This is a genomic window from Pseudomonas sp. D3-10 (assembly GCF_051132175.1).
Classification (GTDB): domain Bacteria; phylum Pseudomonadota; class Gammaproteobacteria; order Pseudomonadales; family Pseudomonadaceae; genus Aquipseudomonas.
Genome location: NZ_CP071668.1, coordinates 1,387,383 through 1,410,336, shown reverse-complemented (window position 1 = coordinate 1,410,336; position 22,954 = coordinate 1,387,383). Strand labels below are relative to the sequence as shown.

Below are 22,954 nucleotides of genomic sequence, written 5' to 3'. Positions count from 1 at the left end.
TCAACAAAGGTGAAATACAGATGAAAGCTTTATGGGTTCTGGTCCTCGGCAGCCTCTGCACCACCGCGATGGCTGACGAAACCCCGACCGATCTCGCGCAGCAAAAACCGGCTATCGAGGAGTACACCTACTCCAGCCACTTGGACATTGCCAAGGTCCTTTCCATGAGCACGATCCCGAACGTTTGCGAAGTGGTCCCGGCAACAATGGAATACGAAGACTCCAAGGGCCAACGCCACATCCTGCGCTACCGCGTCCTGGGCAACGGTTGTTCCGACAGCTGATCACAACCAGCAATCCCACGGCCCGATACCGATCGGGCCTGGTTGTGTCTGGAGCCACCAAAAAGCGCCAGAAAACACAACATGTAGTGCAAAACGGCAAAAATCGATCATTTTGTGATCAAAAAAAGTCGTCACCCTATCCATGCGAAAAAAAACTTCAGCGGTCAAAGCCTTGTAAACCCGCGCTCCCATGCGGATACGCCCCTCACCACCCCTCCCGTGAGCTATTTCGCCGCACCACGTAGGCAAAAAAGTCCTTATAATGCCGCCTTAAACGGGCCTGCAATATTCCCTTACAGGGATCACGCCAGCCTGGAGCCAACGCAGGGGGCAATCGCCTTCCCGCTCTACCGCCGCTCCGGAATGACCCGTACATTTTTCTGTTTATTGCCTGCGTCAGCTGCTGCAACAAACGATTTTTCAAGATCCACCGCGGCCAGTAGGCCTTATCGGGCATCTGGCCCTCACGCAGGAGACGACACGTCATGCTGAGCTGGGACGAATTCGACAAAGAAGACGGCGAAGTTGCCGTAAAAGGCGCCAACGCCGGCCACGCTTCTGAAGCCAACATGGACCGCCTCGACAGCGCCGGCGGTGCCGCCGCCCTCGAAGCCCGCGCCGTGACGGCCAGCGACTCGGCCGCGATCATTCGCGCCAAGGCGGCCCTCGACAAACTCGACGTCGCCGAAGGCCTCGCCGAACTCGAAGGCGCCTCCGCCCGTGTCGCCGTCGATGAAAAGCGCATGATCAACTGCCGCGCCGACCTCAACCAGCTCGTGCCATTCAAATACGACTGGGCCTGGCAGAAGTACCTGGACGGCTGCGCAAACCACTGGATGCCGCAAGAAGTCAACATGACCGCCGACATCGCCCTCTGGAAAAACCCGGAAGGCCTGACCGACGACGAACGCCGCATCGTAATGCGCAACCTGGGCTTCTTCTCTACCGCCGACTCCCTGGTTGCCAACAACCTGGTCCTGGCCGTGTACCGCCTGATCACCAACCCGGAATGCCGCCAGTACATCCTGCGCCAGGCGTTCGAAGAGGCGATCCACACCCACGCCTACCAGTACTGCATCGAATCGCTGGCCATGGATGAAGGCGAAATCTTCAACATGTACCACGAGATCCCATCGGTCGCGAAGAAAGCCGCCTGGGGCCTGAAATACACCCGTTCGATCTCCGATCCGAAGTTCGAAACCGGCACCCCGGAAACCGACAAAGAGCTGCTGCGCAACCTGATCGCCTACTACTGCGTTCTGGAAGGCATCTTCTTCTACTGCGGCTTCACCCAGATCCTGTCCATGGGCCGCCGCAACAAAATGACCGGCGTCGCCGAGCAGTTCCAGTACATCCTGCGCGACGAATCCATGCACCTGAACTTCGGCATCGACGTGATCAACCAGATCAAAATCGAAAACCCACACCTGTGGGACGCCGAGATGAAGGAAGAAGCGACCCAGATGATCCTGCAAGGGACCCAACTGGAAATCGAATACGCCCGCGACACCATGCCTCGCGGCGTGCTGGGCATGAACGCGGCGATGATGGAGGACTACCTCAAGTTCATCGCTAACCGTCGTCTGTCGCAGATTGGCTTGAAGGAAGAGTATCCAGGAACGACCAACCCGTTCCCTTGGATGAGCGAGATCATGGACTTGAAGAAAGAGAAGAACTTCTTTGAGACGCGCGTGATTGAGTATCAAACGGGTGGGGCTTTGAGCTGGGATTGATTCGAAAGGAAAATCCTAGGCTGCATGCGTCACTGAAAACCCCGTGAAAGCGGGGTTTTTTACATTCAAAACCAGGCTTGGTTCAGCGCCTCCGATTTGGGGCGTTTGATGAGCAAGCACCTCGATGAGCGCATGACCCGAAAGCTTGATCCTGTCCAGCGCCGGATCATGCTCGTGCATGTCCACGGCTTGACCGAAGAACGTCTGATGCTGAGCGAGTCAGGCGTCTATGCATTGCTGGTTTATCACTACTGCCCTGAAGATCGATTGCTGCGTGAGTGAATCACGCATCAGGTGGTGCCAACCCTGCGGGATGAGCGCTACTCCCATAAGGTGGAACGGCCTACGTTGAGCGTGTTGGATTGGCCGAAGATGTCGCTCTGCATGCTGCACTGGCAGGATGAACCATGGATTCGCTTGCGGGACATGCCGGCGGTGCTGGTGGATGATCCGTTTAGTCAACATGAGTCTTGGTGGCGGAAAGCTTCTCGGATTTCGCGAGGGTTTTGAGTATTCAATCATTAGCTGCCGTCCGTGTTCGGGCGGCGGTTTTTTTGTTGGGAATATTGAATTGGGGCTGCTGCGCAGCCCAGCGGGAGCAAGCTCCCTCGCCACGGGTGTAGGCTCTGAGAGCTTCAGCGTCTGTTGATAGAAAAGAATTGATGGGGATATGTAATGACGAAAAAGATAAGAAGTGAGGCCTTCGAGTCGATTCACAGCTCGGCCGAAGCGCTGCTGAAAATCGGCGCTATCAACGAGGTCACCATGCGAGAGTTCGACGAGGCGTGCATGGCTGAGGTATCTGCTGAAATCTCAGATCAAGAGGATTTACCTACAGTCAGAGCATCCAGATAAGGCTTGCCGGCCTTGGTGATCACCACTCTGTCGCCCTGCCATGCACGCGCACCCAGTTGTAAGAGCTGGGACCTCGCTTCGTGCAGGGTTACTTGAACCTGTTCGCTCATACACCGTCTTCGCTCATTCGCCTGGGCCATTCTCGCCACCCTTTACCTTTTTAGTGGCTCTGAGAGTAGCAACTCTACCGGGCTGCTCTGTGGACTTTCGTTTAGGGTTGGCGCCGCGAGCGGGCGCTTTGGGGTCCGGTTTTTGCGGTCGGGGTGGCGGCGTGTAAAGAGGTACAGCAGCCATCAACCCCAAGCGCAGTCCAAACTTTCTCAGGATCGCGTCGAGGGTGCTGATGCTCGGATTACCCTTGTCCTTTTCGATCTGGTAGAGAGCCTTTGTCGACATCTTGCACATAACTGCGAACGTCTCTTGGTCGAGACCAGTAACCTCAAGTCTCAGCCGGCGAATAGAGGTTCCCAGGGTTTGGGTCCCTGTCACATCGTTCACCCGTGTTCTCTTTCATCGCAATTCTATTTGTTGTTTCGGCAATATAATGCCGGTTATCCGGAAGGTCAGGCCATAACCGGTATTATGATACCGATTACGTCAATCTGGGACCGGAAAAGGGGCTGCTGCGCAGCCCAGCGGGAGCAAGCTCCCTCGCCACTGGCTAATGTCAGGGCACAGGTGGGCGGCAGGCTTGATGGTTGGGTTGGGTTTGGGAATCGCGAGCAGGCTCGCTCCCACAGGAGTTCTTTGGTGGGTTGAAACTTTGGGTGCAGCCCGCCACGTCCTTCGGTATTAATACACTTCCTCTCACGGACCCGAGCCCCGATGAAATTCGACACTGCCTATTGCCTCAGCCTCGATGCCAAGCTTTCGATCTATGACGTTCGGGATCTGAATTTCGACGAGACCATGGCATTCGACTCGGCCAAGGAGCGCTTTCAGTGCCCCAACGATGCCTGTCGGGCGGAGTTTGAAGAGGGGAATCGGCTGACGACGTTCAATGCCAAGAACGTCAATTACATCCGCACGCCGCATTTCAAGAACCAGCCCACTACCCGGCATATCGAGGGCTGTCCTTATGTCAGTCCGAAAATGCCAGGGCAGGAGGCGGAAAGCGTTGAGGCAGATGACGACCGCGAGGAGTATTTTCCGTCGGAGCTGTTGCTGACTCGGCGTCAGTACGTGCGCAAGCTGTCCGACCCGTCGGATAACGTTGAAGCGAATCGGCCTACGCTCTCATCCGTATCTTCCCACGGTGATAACGATCATTCCGCGCAGGATTCAACACCGGACAAAACCAGTGTCTTCGCCCACCCGGTGGAATGTTTCGTTTCGAATTTCGATAACAAGGACCTGCTCAAGCGCATGCCGTTGAAGATTGGCGAGCACACGGCGCCCTACGGCTCGTTCTTCAAGAAGATCGAGTATTTGCAGGACAATAAGGGCTTGATTTACTGGGGCAAGATCAAGGAGATAAAGGATTACACCCTGAGCTTTCGCATCGACTTCGAAGCAAAGGTCTGGTTCAAGCAGCCGGACGAGGCGAAGAAAAAACCTTACTCGGTCAACGTTTACCTGAGCAAGAAGCTGATCGATAACTACCGAAAGCGCAAGGCGTTCCTGGCAGAGATCAAGCACGCCATCGACAGTGATGCGCCGTTGTATTGCTTCTTTTATGGCGTCACGCCGGAGTTGAAGCAGGTGCCGAGCAAGAAGAACCCCGAAGAAACGTTCGGGGTGTTCAGTGCCAATATCGAGAACCTGGATCACTTCATTATTCGGGAGGCGCCGGGGTTGGCTGAAGACTGATCCGGCTGAAGGCCCGTACGAGCCTGCGTAAACCCATTGCCCTGGACCTGGGCTATGACAGCCCAGCGGCGTTTTCCACCATGTTTCGCCGGACGCTCGGCCATGCTCCAAGCACCTGGCTGGAGATGACCGCCGGTCATTGATCAAAAAAATGAGATTGATCGGGACTCAAAACAACTGTACAAAAACACAGTATTTTTGAAACCCCCAGCTTTGGAGCACCCCATGGCCTCTCTCGCAATCAAAACCACCCTGGAACGCATCGCTGTCTATCAATTTACCCCCGCCCACAGTGCGCAGGCCCGAGCCATGCTGGGCTGGAGTGTTGAGGAGCTGTCCCGGCAATCCGGTGTATCGGTCCAGGCTATCCGCCGCTTCGAGGCTGGTGGCGAGTTGCTCGATGTGACCCGCTTGGCCCTGGCCTTTCGCCTGGAGGCCGAGGGCCTGGTGTTCTTCCCCGGCTTCGCACCGGGGCGCGGCATGAACATCAAGGGTGCGACGCCGGACCCGATGGGGCGGCCTGATTACGCGATGATCGAATAACACCGTTTGTGCAAGTGCTAGGCGATACCCGCTTGGTCCTGGTACGCCGAGGGTTCCACATCCAGCCACCAGGCGCGGCCACGTTGCGGTTGCGTCAGGGTGAAGGCTTCGCCCATTTGCGGCGTGGTGATACAAACGTTGCGTTCCGCGGCCAGGGCCAGGATGCGATTGAAAGGCTCATACCAGGCATGCATCGCCAGGTCGAATGTGCCGTTGTGGATTGGCAGTAGCCAACGACCCTTGAGATCGATATGGGCCTGCAAGGTCTGCTCCGGCTGCATATGGACATGGGGCCAATCCACGTTATAGGCGCCGGTTTCCATCAGCGTCAGGTCAAAGGGGCCGTATTGCTCGCCGATGCGCTTGAAACCTTCGAAGTAACCGGTGTCGCCGCTGAAGAAGATTCGCGTGTCGCCATCGATCATTACCCATGAGGCCCACAAGGTGCTGTTGCTGTCGAACAGGCCTCGACCGGAAAAATGTTGGGAAGGCGTGGCGATGAAATCGATACCGTCCACCTCGGTGCCCTGCCACCAGTCCAACTGGCGCACCTTGCCGGCGTCGACGCCCCATTTGACCAGAGTGTCGCCCACGCCCAGGGGCGCCAGGAAGTGACGGGTCTTGGCCGCCAGCTTGAGAATGGCTTGATGGTCGAGGTGGTCGTAATGATCGTGGGACAGGATCACCGCTTCGATCGGCGGCAATTCCTCCAGGCTGATGGGTGGTTGATGAAAACGCTTCGGGCCTGCCCATTGCACGGGTGAAGCACGCTTGGAGAACACCGGGTCGGTCAGCCAGAACTTGTCCCGCAGCTTGAGCAGCACCGTGGAATGACCGAGGCGGAAGGCGCTGTGGTTCGGCGCGGCCAGCAGCGCGGCTCGACTCAACAGTTGTACATCGATGGCGCCCGCAGGACGGGTGGAGCGGGGCTTGTGGAAAATCATGTTCCAGATGATGCGCAGGGTCGTGCCAAATCCTTCACGCGGCGTGAAGGCATGGTTGCGATATTTGCCCTGGTCTTGCCGCGAGGACTCATGGGCAGGAGGATGGTTGGTCGAACAAGAGGGATGGGTCATGGTGCGATAACTCCAAGGGCGTCCGCACGTATGCGCTTCGCCGTTGCGGGACGCTGAATGGCCGTTGCATGTACCCTCAGCCGCCTTATTCAAAACTACACCACTCGGTGTAGTTTCCAGATTGCATGAATCGAAAGAGCAAGTAAACTACCGAGTGTAATTTTCCTTTGCCGACGAACTGCCCATGACCGCACCGCAGCGCCTTACCGAGCGAAAACGCGAAGCCATTCTCCAGGCCGCGATTGCAGAATTCCGCAACAGCGGTTTCGAAATCACCAGCATGGACAAGATCGCGGCGACGGCAGGCGTGTCGAAGCGCACGGTGTACAACCACTTCCCAAGCAAGGAAGAACTGTTTGCCGAAATCCTGAATCGGTTATGGAACAGCATCACCGCAGAACAGGACATGCCCTACAGCCCGCAAACGCCGCTACGGGAGCAGCTTCAAACGTTGCTGCAAGCCAAACTGCAATTGCTGGCGAACGAGAATTTTCTCGACCTGGCGCGCATCGCCATCGCCGCAACCATTCATTCCCCGGAGCGAGCCCAGGACATGGTGTCGCGCATGGGGCAGCGCGAGGAAGGCCTGACTGCCTGGATTCGCCAAGCCCAGGCCGATGGCCGCTTGAAACCCGTGGAGCCGGCATTTGCCGCCCAACAGATGCACGGGTTGCTCAAGACGTTTGCGTTCTGGCCACAGGTGTCGATGGGGCAACCGAGCCTGACCAAGGAGGAACAAACCCACGTGATCGAATCGGCCCTCGACATGTTCCTGAATCGGTACCAAGCCTGAACCTCAGCCCCACCGCAAATTGCGCCCCAATTCATCGAACAAGGTCACCACCGAGCGCAGGGCCCGGCAGTCCGGTCGGGTCAGAAGCCACAAAGCCGTGTCATAGCCCTTCAACGGTTCGCCAAGTGGGATCAGTCCTTTATCTTCATTGATCAGAAAGTCAGGCAGTGCCGCAATCCCCAGACCTGCCCTCACCAGTTCGGTGACCGACAGCATGCTGTTGCAGCGATAGGCAGGCACTACGCCGGGTAGATGCTGGCGACGCCAGGCCACCGTGGGGTGGTCGGGGAGGAAATCGTCCGGTGCGATCCAGGTCATGGCGGCCAGGTCATCCGCATACGCCGCGCGAAGATACGTAGCGCCGGCGCATACCCGGTAAGCCACATGGCCCAGGTTGCGACCGACCAGGTGTTCCGGCGGTGTACGGGTCAGTCGCAACGCAATGTCGGCATCGCGGCGGCTGAGGTTGGCGAAGTCGTTCGAAGTGCTCAACTCAAGACTCAACGCCGGATAAGCGGGCATGAAACGCGCCAGCGCCGGCAGCAACAACGTTTGCAGGACTGAGTCGCTGCAGGTCAGGCGTACCGTCCCGCTAATCACCTCACCGCCCTGCTCCACGCCCACTCGCGCCGCCTCCAACGCCTGCTCGGCGCGCTCGGCTTGTTCGGCCAACGCCTGGGCCAGGCTCGTGGGCAAATATCCAGAGCGGCTTTTTTCAAACAAGGGCAGGCCCAAGGCCGCCTCCAGCCGACGTACCGAACGAAACACCGTGGACACGTCCACCTGCAGGAGGCGAGCGGCCCGGGACAGCGAGCCGCCACGGACCAGCGCGAGGATCAGGGATAGATCGGGGTAGTCCAGACGATAGTGCGTCGCTGCATTGATCACTTGGGTGAACGCCAATATTGATTGCGTGAACGCCAATCTATAGTGGCCACCAGGAATCAACAAGCGGCGAGCCTCCCATGGATAAACAACGTCCTTTAAACATCGCCCTGATCGGCGATCACGACCCTCAAATCACCGCTCACCGGGCGATCCCCCTCGCACTCGAGCTCGCGGGCAAGCAAACCAGCCTTGAAATCCGCTTCCAATGGCTGGGAACGTCGCACATCACCAACACCGCCGTGCTGGAGGATTTCGACGGTGTCTGGTGCGTGCCCGGCAGCCCGTACCAACATGAAGAAGGGGCCTTACGGGCCATTCGTTTTGCCCGCGAACAGCGTCGGCCTTTCCTCGGCACCTGCGGCGGTTTTCAGCATGCGGTGCTGGAATACGCCCGCAACGTGATGGGCTGGGCCGACGCCGTCCACGGCGAAACTTCCCCCGAAGCTGAACGGGCACTGTTGACGCCGCTGAGCTGTGCGCTAGTGGAAACCATCGACAGCCTTCAACTCGATGCGGAGTCGTTGATTGCCAAGGCTTACGGCCGCCGGACGGTATCGGAGGGCTACCATTGCCGTTTCGGCGTCAACCCGGATTTGGAAAAGGATTTGTTGAATCAGCGGCTGCACGCCGTTGCCCGGGATTCGGACGGCGGCCTGCGAGCGGTTGAACTTCAAGGCCATCCGTTTTTTGTCGCGACGCTGTTCCAGCCTGAACGCGCAGCATTGGAAGGCCGCGTGCCGCCGCTGGTCAGCGCGTTTGTCGAAGCCTGCGCGGAGGAAAGGACATGAGCGCCCATTATTACGCCGTGATTTTCACTTCCCTGCGTACCGACGGGGACCAAGGCTACGCCGAAGCCGCCGAGCACATGTTGACCCTTGTCCAGGAGCAACCCGGATTTCTCGGCATCGAATCAGCCCGTGGCGACGACGGCCTGGGAATCACCGTGTCCTATTGGCGAGATGAAGCTGCAATCCTGGCGTGGAAGCAGCATCCCGAACACAGCGCGATCCGTGAGCGAGGCCGCGCGACCTGGTATGCCCATTGCCAGACGAGGGTGTGCAAAGTCGAACGGGACTATGCCTTCCAACGCCAGACTTGATATCGGCCACAAAACCAGTGGGGGCGAGCTTGCGATGGCGGTGTGTCAGTCACGATGATGCTGGCTGATCCACCGCTATCGCGAGCAAGCTCGCTCCCACACTATTCCCCGGTGGTCACACCTTCGTTGTTGAGCACCAATTCCTTGTGGGAGCGAGCCTGCTCGCGATGGCGGTGGACCGGGTCACGATGATGCTGGCTGGTCCACCGCTATCGCGAGCAGGCTCGCTCCCACACTATTCCCCGGGGTGCACGCAGTCATTGGTCAGTACCAATTCCTAGTGGGAGCGAGCTTGCTCGCGATGGCGGCGTGCCGGGTCACGATGATGCTGGCTGGTCCACCGCTATCGCGAGCAAGCTCGCTCCCAAACTATTCCCCGGTGGTCACACCTTCGTTGTTGAGCACCAATTCCTTGTGGGAGCGAGCCTGCTCGCGATGGCGGTGTGTCAGTCACGATGATGCTGGCTGATCGACCGCTATTGTGAGCTAGTGGCGTGGGAAAAATCTGCTTTACGCAGATCAATGTCGGTATGGCGATAGCGTCCGCAGCGTTCAGTTGTTAAAAGAGAGGTTTACAGAAACCTGCGAAAGGATCTCGAGCATGCCCCGCACCTTTACTCGTAGCGCCCTGATGTTGAGCCTGTTGCTCGGACTCGGTCCGACACATGCCGCCGAGGCGCCGCAACCCAAAGCCCTGGCGAACCGTCAGGGCATTCCACATCCAGCGGTCATCGCCCATCGCGGCGCATCGTTCGACGCACCGGAATCCACCGCCGCCGCCTACAAGTTGGCCCGCGACCTGGGTGCCGACTACCTTGAGCTCGACCTGCAACGCAGCAAGGACGGCGTTCTGTTCGTCTTGCACGACGACAGCCTGCTGCGCACCACCGATGTCGCGACCAAGTTTCCAGAACGCAAGGACAACACCGCCAACACCTTCACCATGGCCGAACTCAAGACGCTGGACGCCGGCAGCTGGTTCAACGCGGCCTACCCGGACCGTGCGCGGCCTTCCTTCGTGGGCTTGAAAATCCTTACGCTGGACGAAGTCATCAACATCGCCGAGGGCAACCCTCAGCAAAAGCCAGGGCTGTACATCGAGACCAAGGAGCCCAAGCTGTTTCCCGGCATCGAGCGCGACCTGAAGGATAAATTGCAAGACCGAGGCTGGCTGAGCCCATCCGGCTCCAAGCTGGCCAAGCGCGCCCTCGGCGTGGGCCAGGGCAAAGGCAAAGTGGTCTTGCAGACCTTCGAGAAAAGCAGCCTGGAACTGCTGCACAAGGAAATGCCGAAGGTTCCGAAAATCCTGCTGCTGTGGGTGGGCGAAGGCAACATCGAGCCTAAATCCAAAGTGACGTTCGGCGAGTCCGGTGAAACCGACAAAGCCGTGTACTACGCCAAGCAAGAGCCCAAGGACAAGGGCGAGTTCGAGCAATGGGTCCAGTACGCCAAGGCCAACGGCGCCATCGGCACCGGCCCTTCGGCGGCGTTGACCCATGGCGGGAGCCAGAGCTATGCGGACCTGGTGAAACCGTGGATGAACCAGTACACCCACGACCAGGGTTTGCTGGTACATGTCTACACCGTGGATGAGCCGGTGGACTTCAAGAAAGTGATGGATGCCGGCGTGGATGGCATTTTCACCAATCGGGCCAGTGAGTTGCTCAAGTACTTCAAGCGTCCCGAAACAGGAACCGTGGCGCAACTACTGAAGAAGAACGGTTACTGAGCGAGTGCAGGATCAGGGTATTTAACAAAGTTTTTCGAATTAAGGATGAATTAAGTTGCCAGAGATAATCTGAACCCACTTAAACGACTCACCCTTTGACGACACCAAGGAAATACAACATGAAAACTTTGACTGCCCTGTTCACCGCTACTGCCCTGACCCTCACCGCTGGCCTTGCCCAGGCTGATGTTCGCGTCGACCAGATTCCTCAATTGGTAAAGGAAGGCAAGATCAAATCCCTGGAATCGATGAATGCCGAAGCCCTGAAGTTGCACCCGGGCGCGACCATCACCGATACCGATTTGGATAATCACTTCAACGGCTACGAATATGAAGTGGAACTGCGCGACGCCAAAGGTCAAGAATGGGATGTAGACTTTGACGCCACCACTGGTAAAGTTCTGAGCAACAAGCAAGATAATTAATCAGTCGCGAAAAGAGCCGCCCAACTTTCAAGTTGCGCGGCTTTTTCACGTACGTATGTAAAGCTGTGCCAGGCCGGGACGCCACAGCCCAACCGTCACAAAACCTTCAAAAATCCCTGCAATGATGCCGCTCAAGTGAACCTGTCGCCGCGACGGGCACTCCCCGCCAGCGAGCCTCAATGAACCACAGCATCGACCAAAGCCATCGCGACCCGGATCTGTTCGGCCTGCTCTACGGATTCAGCTTCCGCCCCGGCGAGCGCGGGCGAGAGATCGGTTCGGCCCAGGCCCTGCAAAGCCTGCAGCAACCCCAGGATCCTGATGAATTCCTATGGTTGCACTTGAACCTTGCCCACGCCGCGTGCGAGCGCTGGATGAAAAATCACCTGGCCTTGCCCCAAGAGTTCTTCGAAGCCTTGCACGAAGGCTCGCGCTCGACCCGCATCGAGCACGTGGACTCGGCCTTGCTCGCGGTGGTGAACGACGTCGTATTCAACCTCAGCAACATGGTGTCTTCGGATGTGTCCACGTTATGGGTTTGCGTGAGCAGTCGGCTGATCGTCAGCGCGCGGTTGCAGCCCTTGCACTCGGTCGACAAGCTGCGCTCATCGGTCAAGGCCGGGGAAAGCTTTCGCTCGCCGCTGGAATTACTCGTGCATTTGCTGCGCGACCAGGGCGAGGTACTGACCCAGATCGTGCGCAAGACCAGCCTCAGCGTCGACCAGATCGAGGACCAGTTGCTGTCTTCGCGGGTCTCGACCAACCGCGCCGAACTGGGCAGCCAACGCCGGGTGCTGGTGCGCCTGCAACGCCTGTTGGCGCTGGAACCGGGGTCGTTGCTGCGGCTGCTCAATCGCCCGCCGCAATGGTTGCAGAAAGAAGACGTCAAGGAGCTGCGCAAATCCACCGAGGAGTTCGCCCTGATCATCAACGACCTCACCGCGTTGGGCGAGCGGATCAAGCTGTTGCAGGAAGAAATCGCCGCCAACCTCAACGAACAAAGCAACCGCACACTGTTCACCCTGACGGTGGTCACGGTGCTGGCACTGCCGATCAACATCATCGCCGGTTTCTTCGGCATGAATGTCGGTGGCGTGCCGCTGGCGAGCGATCCCGAGGGTTTCTGGATCCTGGTGGCGCTGGTCGCCACCTTCACACTATTCGCCGGCCGCTGGGCGTTTCGCAAGCGGCGCGATTATTGAACTGGTTCACTTCAAGTTTGCATGGAACCTTGTGGCGAGGGAGCTTGCTCCCGCTCGGCTGCGCAGCAGTCGTAAAAGCTGTCGCACCGCGCTGAATGGCTTTGGGGCAGCTGCGCAGCCCAGCGGGAGCAAGCTCCCTCGCCACGGGTGTTACCAAGCCCTATTCAAAACAGATCAATGCCATCAGGCACTCAGCCGCGCCGTCACTTCGTTCAGTTGGCCCGACAACCCTTGCAAATCCCGACTGGCCGCTTCGGTACGCTGGACGTTATCCAGGTTGGTGCTGGCGATACAGGTGATTTCAGTCAGGTTGCGCGAGATGTCCTCAGCCACGGAGGTCTGCTCTTCGGCCGCCGTGGCAATCTGGCGGTTCATGTCGCGAATCGCTTCGACGGCCTGGGTAATGCGTTCGAGCATTTCGCCGGCCTGGGTCACTTGCTCGACACTTTCCTCGCTGCGCGACTGCCCGCTTTCAATGGCCTGGGCCGCGTCCACCGCACCGGTTTGTACCGTCTGGATGATCTGGTTGATCTCGATGATGGACGCCGCCGTACGCTGGGCCAGGCTGCGCACCTCATCGGCCACCACCGCAAAACCGCGCCCGGCTTCACCGGCCCGGGCCGCTTCGATGGCGGCGTTGAGGGCCAGCAGGTTGGTCTGTTCGGCGATCCCGCGAATCACTTCCAGCACCTTGCCGATGCGCCCGCTGTCGGTTTCCAGGCGACGGATCACCGTGGCGGTGTTCGCAATCTCGCCGCGCATCTGGGTGATGGTGTGGATGGTGCCGTGCATGACCTTCTCGCCCAACTGTGCCGAGTGATCGGCATCATCGGCCGCCCGCGCCGCGTCGGCGGCATGGCGGGCGACTTCCTGGGCGGTAGCGGACATTTCATTCATCGCGGTCGCCACTTGATCGGTGCGTTCGAATTGCTCGCTGGTGCCCTGGCTCATCAGGCTGGCGATGGCGTTGAGCTCGCCGCTGGCGCTGTCCAGCTCCGTGGCGCTGCGTTGCAGGCGGTTGAAGGTTTCAGCGAGGAAGTCACGCAGCGTATTTGCCGCGAGGGCCAGGTCGCCCAGTTCATCTTGACGCGTGCTCGATACACGCTCGGCGAAACGCCCACGGCTCAGTTGAGTCACGTATTCGATGAGGTTACGGATTGGCTGCACCAGGTTGCGGTTGACCAGCCAGAGACTCAGCATGCCGACCAGCAAAGCCGAGACCAGCATGATCACGGTGCCCAGCAGGATCGTGCGATCAGCACCGGCACTGATCAGCGCCGATTGCTCATTGCCCAATTTATGCAGCTCCACCACCAACTCGCTCATCTGGTCACTGGCGGCACGGTCGAAGCCCTTGACCGCCGCATCCCCCGCCGCGGCGTCTGCGCCAGAGGCGACAAACGCATCACGGCCTTTTTGATAGGCGGCGCCCAGTTGTGCGTGCTCGCTTTGCAGACGTTCGATGCGTGTCCTGATCGGTGCCGGAACACCGTCATGCTTGATCAACTCACCCAAAAGGTTCTGGACATCGCGCTGGCGATCGTCGAACTCCTTCCAGTATTTTTCCAACTCTGCCGGCTGCTTGCCGCGCAACAGAACGTTTTTCCACTCCTGGACCTGCACCTTGAATTGCAGGTTGGCCTCGTCGATCAACTGCGAGGCGCGCAAAGGGCCATCGATGAGGTTTCGATAATTGTGGATGCCATCGGAAAGAAAGTGAAAGGACGCCAGGGCGATCAACAGCATCGCCAGCAGGCTGCCGCTCAGGAGAGCCAGAATCTGGGCTCTCAGGGATTTTTGTACAAACATGGAATCGATCTCTTCGAATAAAAGGACGTCCATGTCCTGGGGCTGCTCTCGCAACTGCATGTGCAGAATTCCTAGACGAGATCGGCTTGAATGCCTTGTTCTTGAGCCTCGCCGACCACCGGTAGCAAGCTTGCTTTCGCTGGCTGGACATGACCTGTCCAGACAAGCCCATCGGTCGCTCCATCTGAATTTAAAAGTCTTTTTGTCATTTCTACTGGGGTATCCTGCCCAGGCTTTTTAAAAGCGCGGATCTACCAGATCTATCCAACAGACTTTGCGAGGAGCGCGATATGCACGAGATTCCTAATCTCCCCTTCCCTAGCCTGCACGAACCTGAGCAGACGACCCCGCTACAAGCCGGAGGGCAACCCGCCTCCCAGCAAACCGAGCCGCAGCAAGCCACTGAATGCCGTCAGGCCGACAGCGAAGACTGATCCACCCGCACCACCAGACTGTGTGGAAAGCGCTAAGATGCGCTTTCCACACCGCCTGAATCCGAGCCCCACCATGACCGACGAAACTTCCTCCTTCAGCCCGGCCCAGGCCAGCGTGTTGATCGGCACAGCCGAAAAAATGGTCGAGATCTGGACCCGCCTCTCTCCCGAGAAACAGGCCGCCCTGCTGGCGCGGTTCGGCACGCAGGAAAATGCCTTGGCCGCACTGGTCACCACGCACCTGGTCGCTGGCAAGACCACACCTGAATCTCCGTCCGGCAAATAGTTTTACTTTTCCACGCTCCATCCTGTCGGTCGCCGTTATCATAAGCAGCCTATCTATCCTGCTGCCCCGTGGACCTTCCCCCATGCCAGATTCCCAGCGCCCCATGGCGGTCACGCTGCAAGTCGTTTCCATTGTCCTGTTTACCTTCATCGGCTATCTGAACATCGGCATTCCGTTGGCCGTGTTGCCCGGATTCGTCCACGGTGAGCTGGGATTCGGCGCGGTGATCGCCGGGCTGGTGATCAGCGTCCAGTATTTGGCTACTCTGCTCAGCCGTCCTTATGCGGGACGCATCATCGATAACCTCGGCAGCAAGCGCGCGGTCATGTTCGGCCTGGCCGGGTGTGGTTTGAGCGGCGTGTTCATGCTGGTTTCTGCCTGGACCGCCGGCATGCCGGTCCTGAGCCTGACCAGCCTGTTGATCGGTCGCCTGGTGCTGGGCAGCGCGGAGAGCCTGGTGGGCTCGGGCTCGATTGGCTGGGGCATCGGCCGGGTCGGCGCGGCGAATACCGCCAAGGTCATCTCGTGGAACGGCATCGCCAGCTACGGCGCGCTGGCGATCGGCGCGCCGTTGGGGGTATGGCTGGTGAAATCCCTGGGGCTTTGGAGCATGGGCGTCAGCATCCTCCTGCTGGCCGTGCTCGGGCTGGCGTTGGCCTGGCCAAAAACCGCGGCCCCCATCGTCGTCGGCGAACGCCTTCCGTTCATGCATGTGCTGGGGCGAGTATTGCCCCACGGCTGCGGCCTGGCCCTGGGCTCCATCGGTTTCGGCACCATCGCCACCTTCATCACCCTGTATTACGCCACGCAGCATTGGGACAACGCGGTGCTGTGCCTGAGCCTGTTCGGTGCCTGCTTCATCGGTGCGCGCCTGCTGTTCGGCAATTTGATCAACCGCCTCGGCGGGTTCAGGGTCGCGATCGCCTGCCTGTCGGTGGAAACCCTGGGCTTGTTGCTGTTGTGGCTGGCGCCGGATGCGCAGTGGGCCCTGGCAGGCGCGGCGTTGAGCGGTTTCGGCTTTTCCCTGGTGTTCCCGGCGTTGGGCGTGGAAGCGGTCAATCTGGTGCCGGCCTCCAGCCGTGGAGCCGCGGTGGGGGCTTATTCGCTGTTCATCGATTTGTCGCTGGGCATCACCGGACCACTGGCCGGGGCAATCGCCGCCGGTTTCGGCTTTGCCTCGATTTTCCTGTTCGCTGCGCTGGCGGCCCTGGGTGGGCTGGGCCTGAGCGTCTACCTGTACCGGCAGGCCCCTCGCTACCGCGAAGAGCGGGAGAAGAACTAGAAATCCACCTTGCCGCGTCCGGCCTTGATCGAGCCGCGTTTGGTCTTGGATTCGAGGCGACGCTTTTTCGAGCCCAGGGTCGGTTTGGTCGGACGGCGTTTCTTTTCGATCTTAGTAGCGCTGAGGATCAGTTCGACAAGGCGCTCCAGTGCGTCCGCCCGGTTCTGTTCCTGCGTGCGGTACTGCTGGGCCTTGATGATCAACACCCCGTCGCTGGTAATGCGACTGTCGCGCAGGGCCAGCAGCCGTTCCTTGTAGAACTCGGGCAACGACGAGGCCGGAATATCGAACCGCAGGTGCACGGCGCTGGAAACCTTGTTGACGTTCTGCCCACCGGCGCCCTGGGCGCGAATGGCCGTCAGCTCGATCTCGGCGTCCGGGATGTGCACGGTATTTGAGATGACAAGCATGGAAAGTGTCCGGTGTCAGGGCCCACAGGATACCGCGAATTCCCAAGGCAACACCTGATCCCTGCCAGATACAACAAACCCGGCACTCGGCCGGGTTTGTCTTCTTTCAGCAGTGCTTACTTGGCGGCAGCCGCCACAGCGAGCTCATGCCGAGCCTCGCGCTTGTTCTTGATCACATAGCACACCCACATGAACACCACCCACACCGGAATCGCGTAGACCGAGATCTGAATGCCGGGGATAAGCAACATCACGCCGAGGATGAACACCACGAAAGCCAGGCAGACGTAGTTGCCATACGGATACCACAACGCCTTGAACAAAGGCGCCTGGCCAGTCTGGTTCATGTGCTGACGGAACTTGAAGTGCGAGTAGCTGATCATTGCCCAGTTGATCACCAGCGTGGCGACCACCAACGACATCAACAACTCCAGCGCATGCTGCGGGATCAGGTAGTTCAGCAGAACCGCCACCAGCGTGATCGCCGCCGAAGCCAGGATCGAACGCACCGGCACGCCCCGCTTGTCGATTTTCGCCAGCGCCTTGGGCGCATCGCCCTGCTCGGCCATGCCCAGCAACATGCGGCTGTTGCAGTAGGTGCCGCTGTTGTACACCGACAGTGCAGCGGTCAGCACCACGAAGTTGAGGATGTGCGCCGCGGTGTCGCTGCCCAGCATCGAGAACACCTGCACGAACGGGCTGCCGCTGTAGGCGTCGCCCGAGGCGTTGAGCGTGGTCAGCAGGCTGTCCCATGGCGTCAGGGACAACAGCACCACCAAGGCACCGATGTAGAAGATCAGGATCCTGTAGATCACCTGGTTGATGGCCTTGGGGATCACGGTTCTCGGCTTGTCGGCTTCAGCCGCGGTGAACCCGAGCATCTCCAGGCCGCCGAAGGAGAACATGATGATCGCCATCGCCATGACCAGCCCGCTCACGCCATTGGGGAAGAACCCTCCGTGGGACCAGAGGTTGGTCACCGACGCTTGCGGGCCGCCGTCACCGCTCACCAGCAGATAGCTACCCAGGGCAATCATGCCGACAATCGCCACGACCTTGATGATCGCGAACCAGAACTCGGCCTCGCCGAAGACCTTGACGTTGGCCAGGTTGATCGCATTGATCAGGATGAAAAACGCCGCCGCCGACGCCCAGGTCGGGATATCGGGGGCCCAATAATGGATGTACTTGCCGACCGCGGTCAGCTCGGACATGCCCACCAGGATATACAGAATCCAGCAATTCCAACCCGACAGGAACCCGGCGAAACCGCCCCAGTACTTGTGGGCGAAATGGCTGAAGGAGCCGGCCACCGGCTCTTCGACGATCATTTCGCCCAACTGGCGCATGATCATGAAGGCGATGAAGCCGCAAATGGCATAACCGAGGATCATCGACGGGCCGGCTGATTTCAGCACCCCCGCCGAGCCGAGGAACAAGCCGGTGCCGATCGCGCCACCAAGGGCGATCAGTTGAATGTGGCGATTTTTCAGGCCGCGTTTCAGCTCGCCCGAATGCGAGTTTTGTCCACTCATGAAAAGGGTCTCACGCAAGGTTTGATGATGTTCGTTAGACGTTGCCGCTCGAATCGGATCTCAAGCAGCGCCGATCAAACCCCAGCGCAGGCACCAGGAATTCAGCGTTTTTACAACGGTCATGCGTCACCTGTTTGTTTTTATCTGTGACGAAATCGAACCCGACACGCTTGTGGCGTGGCGGAATGAACAAGGCGGATAACCTTGAAAATGCGTGGGTACGCGAAGGGTCACAGTAAAACGCGGCGCATTGTACACCGCTGACCCCCTGCTGCCAGACATCACCGGATCAGCGTGTCGTTTGCCGGGATCGCACGGGGCCGCCTCGAACGTGTCGGGCGGCTGCGAAAAGATGTCCGGGCTCTTGCGAGCCGTTGATGTGAGCGATGCAAAAAGCGTCACCACAGAAGAATGGAAACGGAGCTACGGCGTTCATTGCGCCTCCTTGTTGTTATTCGCCTGCACGACAGGCATGGGACGCATCTCACCCTTGAAGCGCCCGTGAAACAAGCGGCCCGGCGCCTTTCGAAATAGGAACGCCAAGCCGGCGCGGAAGTTTTTTCTTACAGCTGGGAGAAGCGCCGGGCATTGCCAGCGAGACGGGCAATCTCCGTAAGCATTTCTTTACAAGCCGTAACGCAAACTTTCCGTTCGGGAGGTTTTCGGAAGCTGACTGCAAATTGACGGTAGATAGCTGCCTAACCAAAAAGGAATGCCAGTCGGCTGTTTTGAAAGGGGTAAACCGGGTCGCAGAAAATGGAACAAAAAGTTCAAACGAAAAAAATAAAATAATTTTTTGCATTCCAAAAAACCGTCGACTAGGTTTTCAGCCACTTGCCAAGGCATCTTGCCGGCGAGTTTTTGCGGTGCCGATTCCGCCGGGCATGGCTCGCCGGATCGGCCCGCGTTTTCCGCAAAAGTCATCTAGGAGATTCACTATGCAAGCACTGGACAAAGACTTGGAAACCGAACTGCAACTGGACGAATGGTTCGAGGCACCGACCCATGAAGCCGCCGTTGAAATGATGCAAGCCGATGCCGTCGTTCCGTTCGGCACGGCGATGTGGCCTCTGTAAGCGATACCCGGCGGAGCTGATCCGGCCGGTCGGCTCCGCCACTTGCTGTCAGGACGCCAAATCAATCGTCAGGGAAGAATAAGCATGGACACACAACGAGCCATCTCACATTTCCTTTACTACCTCGAACATCATCCCGCCCTGGCCGGTATCCAGTCCGCCAAGGTCTTGCTCGGCCACACCGCAGACTACGAAGCGCTGGTCGCCAGCATCTCCGAACAGGCCGGCGCCTCGCCGTTCCGGTTCAGCACCATGCGCCTGGATCTTGAAACCACCGAGCGGCTGTCCCAAGCCATTGCCGACAGCGATCTGTACATTTTCTTCTACGACTCATCCACCCTTCCCAACCCGCGCCCCGATGGCCCGGACTTCGTCCGCGCATTGCAGGGAGTGATGGCGGACAACTGGAAGAAATCGCTGCTGTTCAAGGACTACGGCGAGTACTTCCATGACACCTTCAGCGTTATTCCCCAGCGCATCGCCGGGCTCAACAGCCACCTGATCCGCCGCATGTCCCAGGCCACCACGTTGAGCTTCGAGGACCACCACGGATCGTATTTCGACACCCCACTGAACAGTGTCAAGAAGTGGACGGACATCAACGGCGTCGGCAACTACGACCTTGCGCCTGGTGAAATCGCCACCCACAGCGACACCATCAATGGCCGTGTGAAGTTCGTCGGGACCTTCCTCAGCACGATCCCATTCGCCCGCAAATACGGCGTGCTGCAATCGCCATTGGAGCTGTGGATCGAAGATTCCACGATCCAGAAAATCGCCACCGATGTCCCAGGCCTGGAACACGATTTCAACCGGTACCTGGACGCCAATCCTTCCAACCGGCGCATCGAGGAACTGGGGATCGGCACCAACGAAGGGGTCAAGAGCCTGTATGCCCGCAATGCCGGTTTCGAGGAGCGCCATTGCGGCTTGCACCTGGGCCTCGGTGGCGGGGCCAAGGGCAGCCATCATCTGGATCTGATTTTCGAAGGCGGTGTGCTGGCGCTGGATAACGAGCCGATGTTCGACGGGCGGTTTGTGCTTTAGGCTGAAATTGATCGTGGGGGCTGCTGGCGCCATCGCGAGCAAGCTTGCTCCCACAGTTGATCATCAGTGAACCATGGGGCTGTGCTCGACGCGGTCCTTGTGGGAGCGAGCCTGCTCGCGAAGGCTGACTCAAAGGCATCACATCACTAAAAGCCAGGCAAAAAAACGCCAACCCAACGGTTGGCGTTTTTCCTTGCAGCTAAAAGCCAGAAGCCCGCAGCTGTTTTACTCTGGCTTACGACGCCCAAACCCCGGACGCTGTCCCGAACCCGCCGGCGCACCACGACGCTTGCCCGACGGTGCATCGCGATCGGCCAGGATGATGCCCGGACGCTTTTTCGGCGCAGGCTTGGCCGGACGCTTGGTGTCGGCCGGGCGATCCGCGACGGGCGTACCACGGCCAGCCGGGGCGCGGCCTTCGCCACGCTCGGTACGACCGTTGGCCGGACGCGGTGCGCGAGGACCACGCTCGCCGTCCTGGCGAGGTGCTGGCTTGCGCGCCGGGCGCTCGCCTTCGATCTGCGGCTCGCGGGAAGGACGCGGGCCGGTCGCTACGCCGTCGGCCGCCGGGCGCAGCGTACGCACGCGCTCGGTCTTGCCCATCGGACGCGAGGATTTGCGCTGCATCCGCTCCAGCTTATCCTTGCTCTTGGCGGTCATCTGCGGCATCGCCACAGGCTTGAGCCCCACTTCGGCCGCCAGGATGTCGACTTCCTGTTGGGTCATTTCACGCCAGCGACCCATCGGCAGGTCGGAGTTGAGGAACACCGGGCCGAAACGCACGCGCTTCAGGCGGCTGACCACCAGTCCCTGGGATTCCCACAGCCGCCGCACCTCACGGTTGCGACCTTCCATCACCACGCAGTGGTACCAATGGTTGAAACCTTCACCGCCCGGCGCCTGCTTGATGTCGGTGAAACGCGCGGGACCGTCTTCCAGCACGACGCCGGCCTTGAGGCGCTCGATCATCTCGTCGTCGACTTCGCCACGCACACGCACGGCGTATTCGCGGTCCATTTCGTAGGAAGGGTGCATCAGACGGTTCGCCAGCTCACCGTCAGTAGTGAACATCAGCAAACCGGTGGTGTTGATGTCCAGGCGGCCGATGTTGATCCAGCGGCCTTCTTTGGGGCGCGGCATCTTGTCGAACACGGTCGGACGGCCTTCCGGGTCGTCACGGGTGCAGATTTCGCCGTCGGGTTTGTTGTACATGATCACGCGGCGCACCGTTTCGGCGGCCTCTTCACGCTTGATCACCTTGCCATCGATGGTGATGGCGTCGTGCATGTCGACGCGCAGGCCCAAGGTGGCGTCTTTGCCATTGACCTTGATGCGGCCCTGGGTGATCCACGCTTCCACGTCACGGCGCGAACCGACGCCGATGCGGGCAAGGACCTTCTGCAGCTTTTCGCCTGCTGGGCCGATTTCCTGGCTGTCGTTCTGGTCTTGGTCGTTCATTTCTGGGCACCTCCCGGTGTGGTCGAGCCAGGCTTGGCCTGGCACTTGAAAACAGGTCGTTCGGCGAAGGGATCGCCAAAGGGTCGCGAATCATACGCTCGTTGAGGTGATTGCGCATCAGAGACTAGCTGATCTGAATGCACGCAGCGTTTTTTCCGCTGATCGGTGGTGTGCAGGTCGGTGGAGTCTCATCGCTCCCACAGGGTGACAGCGGTGTGTCAGTCGATAGATTCAATCCTCAAACTGACGCCGTTCGTTTTCGATCGCTTCAGCCAGGGCGCGGGCTTCGGCCTCCTCCTCGCTCAGTTCGGGTTCCGGCGGCGCAAGGGCGGCGACGGCGGCCAGCAGTTTTTCCCGGGCCTCGGCAACGCCGAGAATGTCCCCTTGGGGCTCTGGCTGCGGCGCGTGCTCGGTTTCACTCAACAGCGGCGTCGGTTCATCCGTCTCCTCCTCAGGGGCCGGACCTTCACGCAGCAGGTCGTCGAAGTCGGTCTTAAGGCCCTCCTCCATGCTGTCCAGTTCCAGGAGCAACGAATGGAAACTGGTCTCTTCCTTCGGTTCCTCCGGCTCGGCACTGGCATCGGCCAATTCCTGCAGGCCCTGGGGCACTGGAGCATCGTCGAATTCCAGCATCGGCTCGGGTTCCAGCTCACGCAATTCGGCCAGCGGCGGCAAGTCGTCGAGGTTCTTCAAGTTGAAATGATCGAGAAAAGCCTTGGTGGTGGCGAACATTGCCGGCTTGCCCGGCACGTCGCGATAGCCGACGACGCGGATCCACTCGCGCTCCAGCAACGTCTTGACGATGTTGCTGTTGACCGCCACGCCGCGCACGTCCTCGATCTCGCCGCGCGTGATCGGTTGGCGATAGGCGATCAGCGCCATGGTTTCTAGCAGCGCCCGGGAATAACGCTGAGGCCGCTCTTCCCACAGGCGCCCTACCCACGGGGCAAATTTCTCACGGATTTGCAGGCGGTACCCGGACGCCACCTCCTTAAGCTCGAAAGCCCGACCCTCGCAGGATTTGCCCAACAGCGTCAGGGCTTTTTTGAACACGGCGGGCTCGGGCCGCTCGCCTTCTTCGAAGAGTTCGAACAGCCGCTCCATCGATTGCGGCTTTCCAGAGGCCAACAGGAAAGCTTCAAGCAACGGCGCCAGCTCGCGGGGTTCAGTCAGGTTCATTG

25 protein-coding genes and 3 pseudogenes are annotated in these 22,954 nt (G+C 59.4%); 17 read left to right on the top strand and 11 right to left on the bottom strand.

Features of this window, described 5'->3' with window-relative positions:
- Window positions 1–20: 20 nt before the first annotated feature.
- The 3 genes and pseudogenes from J3P90_RS06215 to J3P90_RS06205 form a co-directional block, all read left to right on the top strand.
- Complete coding sequence (locus J3P90_RS06215; RefSeq protein WP_420767509.1) at window positions 21–284, top strand: DUF2790 domain-containing protein; 264 nt, start codon at window positions 21–23, stop codon at window positions 282–284.
- Between the two features lie 485 nt (window positions 285–769).
- Window positions 770–2,017, top strand: coding sequence for a ribonucleotide-diphosphate reductase subunit beta (locus tag J3P90_RS06210; RefSeq protein ID WP_024776511.1), 1,248 nt, complete (start codon window positions 770–772; stop codon window positions 2,015–2,017).
- A gap of 63 nt (window positions 2,018–2,080) precedes the next feature.
- Window positions 2,081–2,527, top strand: a pseudogene (locus J3P90_RS06205) (BRO-N domain-containing protein); the annotation flags it as partial.
- 308 nt (window positions 2,528–2,835) lie between these two features.
- Here J3P90_RS06205 and J3P90_RS06200 read toward each other — a convergent pair.
- Together J3P90_RS06200 and J3P90_RS06195 are read right to left on the bottom strand one after the other, a co-directional pair.
- Window positions 2,836–2,982 carry a type II toxin-antitoxin system Phd/YefM family antitoxin gene (locus J3P90_RS06200; protein ID WP_434675984.1) on the bottom strand — a complete coding sequence of 49 codons (147 nt, stop codon included), beginning with the start codon at window positions 2,980–2,982 and terminating at the stop codon, window positions 2,836–2,838.
- A 13-nt stretch (window positions 2,983–2,995) separates the two neighbouring features.
- A complete protein-coding gene (locus tag J3P90_RS06195) occupies window positions 2,996–3,268 on the bottom strand; it encodes a hypothetical protein (protein WP_434676547.1) in 273 nt (90 codons plus the stop codon).
- Between the two features lie 429 nt (window positions 3,269–3,697).
- Between J3P90_RS06195 and J3P90_RS06190 the strand changes: the two genes are divergently transcribed.
- The 3 genes and pseudogenes from J3P90_RS06190 (at window position 3,698) to J3P90_RS06180 (ending at window position 5,224) form a co-directional block, all read left to right on the top strand.
- Window positions 3,698–4,681 carry a hypothetical protein gene (locus J3P90_RS06190; RefSeq protein WP_434675983.1) on the top strand — a complete coding sequence of 328 codons (984 nt, stop codon included), beginning with the start codon at window positions 3,698–3,700 and terminating at the stop codon, window positions 4,679–4,681.
- Window positions 4,682–4,716: 35 nt separating this feature from the next.
- Window positions 4,717–4,824 (top strand): annotated as a pseudogene (locus tag J3P90_RS06185) (AraC family transcriptional regulator); the annotation flags it as partial.
- Window positions 4,825–4,906: 82 nt separating this feature from the next.
- Window positions 4,907–5,224 carry a helix-turn-helix domain-containing protein gene (locus tag J3P90_RS06180; protein WP_060740988.1) on the top strand — a complete coding sequence of 106 codons (318 nt, stop codon included), beginning with the start codon at window positions 4,907–4,909 and terminating at the stop codon, window positions 5,222–5,224.
- 17 nt (window positions 5,225–5,241) lie between these two features.
- On the opposite strand, the gene J3P90_RS06175 is transcribed toward J3P90_RS06180, so the two are convergent.
- Window positions 5,242–6,300 carry an MBL fold metallo-hydrolase gene (locus J3P90_RS06175; protein WP_434675982.1) on the bottom strand — a complete coding sequence of 353 codons (1,059 nt, stop codon included), beginning with the start codon at window positions 6,298–6,300 and terminating at the stop codon, window positions 5,242–5,244.
- 184 nt (window positions 6,301–6,484) lie between these two features.
- On the opposite strand from J3P90_RS06175, the gene J3P90_RS06170 reads away from it, so the two are divergent.
- On the top strand, window positions 6,485–7,093 hold the full coding sequence (locus tag J3P90_RS06170) for a TetR/AcrR family transcriptional regulator (protein WP_434627774.1): 609 nt from the start codon (window positions 6,485–6,487) through the stop codon (window positions 7,091–7,093).
- Between the two features lie 3 nt (window positions 7,094–7,096).
- On the opposite strand, the gene J3P90_RS06165 is transcribed toward J3P90_RS06170, so the two are convergent.
- Window positions 7,097–8,044 (bottom strand): LysR family transcriptional regulator, encoded by a 948-nt coding sequence (locus J3P90_RS06165; RefSeq protein WP_434675981.1) that lies wholly within the window; start codon window positions 8,042–8,044, stop codon window positions 7,097–7,099.
- 14 nt (window positions 8,045–8,058) lie between these two features.
- Here J3P90_RS06165 and J3P90_RS06160 point away from each other — a divergent pair, with 14 nt between their 5' ends.
- The 5 genes from J3P90_RS06160 (at window position 8,059) to J3P90_RS06140 (ending at window position 12,436) form a co-directional block, all read left to right on the top strand.
- A complete protein-coding gene (locus J3P90_RS06160) occupies window positions 8,059–8,769 on the top strand; it encodes a CTP synthase C-terminal region-related (seleno)protein (protein ID WP_434675980.1) in 711 nt (236 codons plus the stop codon).
- Window positions 8,766–9,080 carry an antibiotic biosynthesis monooxygenase family protein gene (locus tag J3P90_RS06155; RefSeq protein ID WP_420767518.1) on the top strand — a complete coding sequence of 105 codons (315 nt, stop codon included), beginning with the start codon at window positions 8,766–8,768 and terminating at the stop codon, window positions 9,078–9,080. Before J3P90_RS06160 ends, J3P90_RS06155 begins: the two co-directional genes overlap by 4 nt.
- 601 nt (window positions 9,081–9,681) lie before the next feature.
- Window positions 9,682–10,809: a glycerophosphodiester phosphodiesterase gene (locus tag J3P90_RS06150; RefSeq protein ID WP_434675979.1), complete on the top strand. Its 1,128-nt coding sequence runs from the start codon at window positions 9,682–9,684 to the stop codon at window positions 10,807–10,809.
- A gap of 119 nt (window positions 10,810–10,928) precedes the next feature.
- Window positions 10,929–11,234, top strand: a complete 306-nt coding sequence (locus J3P90_RS06145) for a PepSY domain-containing protein (protein WP_434648695.1) — start codon at window positions 10,929–10,931, stop codon at window positions 11,232–11,234.
- 179 nt (window positions 11,235–11,413) lie between these two features.
- Window positions 11,414–12,436, top strand: coding sequence for a transporter (locus J3P90_RS06140; RefSeq protein WP_420765180.1), 1,023 nt, complete (start codon window positions 11,414–11,416; stop codon window positions 12,434–12,436).
- Window positions 12,437–12,619: 183 nt separating this feature from the next.
- Here J3P90_RS06140 and J3P90_RS06135 read toward each other — a convergent pair whose 3' ends face one another.
- Window positions 12,620–13,324, bottom strand: a complete 705-nt coding sequence (locus J3P90_RS06135; protein WP_434635632.1) for a methyl-accepting chemotaxis protein — start codon at window positions 13,322–13,324, stop codon at window positions 12,620–12,622.
- A 228-nt stretch (window positions 13,325–13,552) separates the two neighbouring features.
- Window positions 13,553–13,636 (bottom strand): annotated as a pseudogene (locus J3P90_RS06130) (hypothetical protein); the annotation flags it as partial.
- An 899-nt stretch (window positions 13,637–14,535) separates the two neighbouring features.
- On the opposite strand from J3P90_RS06130, the gene J3P90_RS06125 reads away from it, so the two are divergent.
- The 3 genes from J3P90_RS06125 (at window position 14,536) to J3P90_RS06115 (ending at window position 16,247) form a co-directional block, all read left to right on the top strand.
- Window positions 14,536–14,679 carry a hypothetical protein gene (locus J3P90_RS06125; RefSeq protein ID WP_434675978.1) on the top strand — a complete coding sequence of 48 codons (144 nt, stop codon included), beginning with the start codon at window positions 14,536–14,538 and terminating at the stop codon, window positions 14,677–14,679.
- Between the two features lie 37 nt (window positions 14,680–14,716).
- Window positions 14,717–14,965, top strand: coding sequence for a hypothetical protein (locus tag J3P90_RS06120; protein ID WP_434560259.1), 249 nt, complete (start codon window positions 14,717–14,719; stop codon window positions 14,963–14,965).
- Window positions 14,966–15,047: 82 nt separating this feature from the next.
- On the top strand, window positions 15,048–16,247 hold the full coding sequence (locus J3P90_RS06115; protein ID WP_434560261.1) for an MFS transporter: 1,200 nt from the start codon (window positions 15,048–15,050) through the stop codon (window positions 16,245–16,247).
- Here J3P90_RS06115 and arfB read toward each other — a convergent pair.
- The 3 genes from arfB to J3P90_RS06100 form a co-directional block, all read right to left on the bottom strand.
- Window positions 16,244–16,657, bottom strand: coding sequence for an alternative ribosome rescue aminoacyl-tRNA hydrolase ArfB (arfB, locus tag J3P90_RS06110; RefSeq protein ID WP_420765184.1), 414 nt, complete (start codon window positions 16,655–16,657; stop codon window positions 16,244–16,246). The two genes, J3P90_RS06115 and arfB, sit on opposite strands and share 4 nt — an antisense overlap.
- Window positions 16,658–16,773: 116 nt before the next feature.
- Window positions 16,774–18,192: an amino acid permease gene (locus tag J3P90_RS06105; protein ID WP_420765185.1), complete on the bottom strand. Its 1,419-nt coding sequence runs from the start codon at window positions 18,190–18,192 to the stop codon at window positions 16,774–16,776.
- A gap of 624 nt (window positions 18,193–18,816) precedes the next feature.
- The gene (locus tag J3P90_RS06100; protein WP_434607373.1) at window positions 18,817–19,116 is read right to left on the bottom strand and encodes a hypothetical protein; all 300 of its coding nucleotides are present in this window, start codon (window positions 19,114–19,116) and stop codon (window positions 18,817–18,819) included.
- Between the two features lie 14 nt (window positions 19,117–19,130).
- Between J3P90_RS06100 and J3P90_RS06095 the strand changes: the two genes are divergently transcribed.
- Together J3P90_RS06095 and J3P90_RS06090 are read left to right on the top strand one after the other, a co-directional pair.
- Window positions 19,131–19,268, top strand: a complete 138-nt coding sequence (locus J3P90_RS06095) for a hypothetical protein (protein ID WP_003178782.1) — start codon at window positions 19,131–19,133, stop codon at window positions 19,266–19,268.
- 84 nt (window positions 19,269–19,352) lie between these two features.
- Complete coding sequence (locus J3P90_RS06090) at window positions 19,353–20,315, top strand: leucyl aminopeptidase (protein ID WP_434607375.1); 963 nt, start codon at window positions 19,353–19,355, stop codon at window positions 20,313–20,315.
- Window positions 20,316–20,540: 225 nt separating this feature from the next.
- Here the strand turns inward: J3P90_RS06090 and rluB are convergent, their stop codons facing one another.
- Entirely contained in the window at window positions 20,541–21,773 is a 1,233-nt protein-coding gene (rluB, locus tag J3P90_RS06085; protein WP_420765188.1) for a 23S rRNA pseudouridine(2605) synthase RluB, read from the bottom strand.
- 231 nt (window positions 21,774–22,004) lie between these two features.
- A complete protein-coding gene (gene scpB, locus J3P90_RS06080; RefSeq protein WP_420765189.1) occupies window positions 22,005–22,952 on the bottom strand; it encodes an SMC-Scp complex subunit ScpB in 948 nt (315 codons plus the stop codon).
- Window positions 22,953–22,954: the final 2 nt, after the last annotated feature.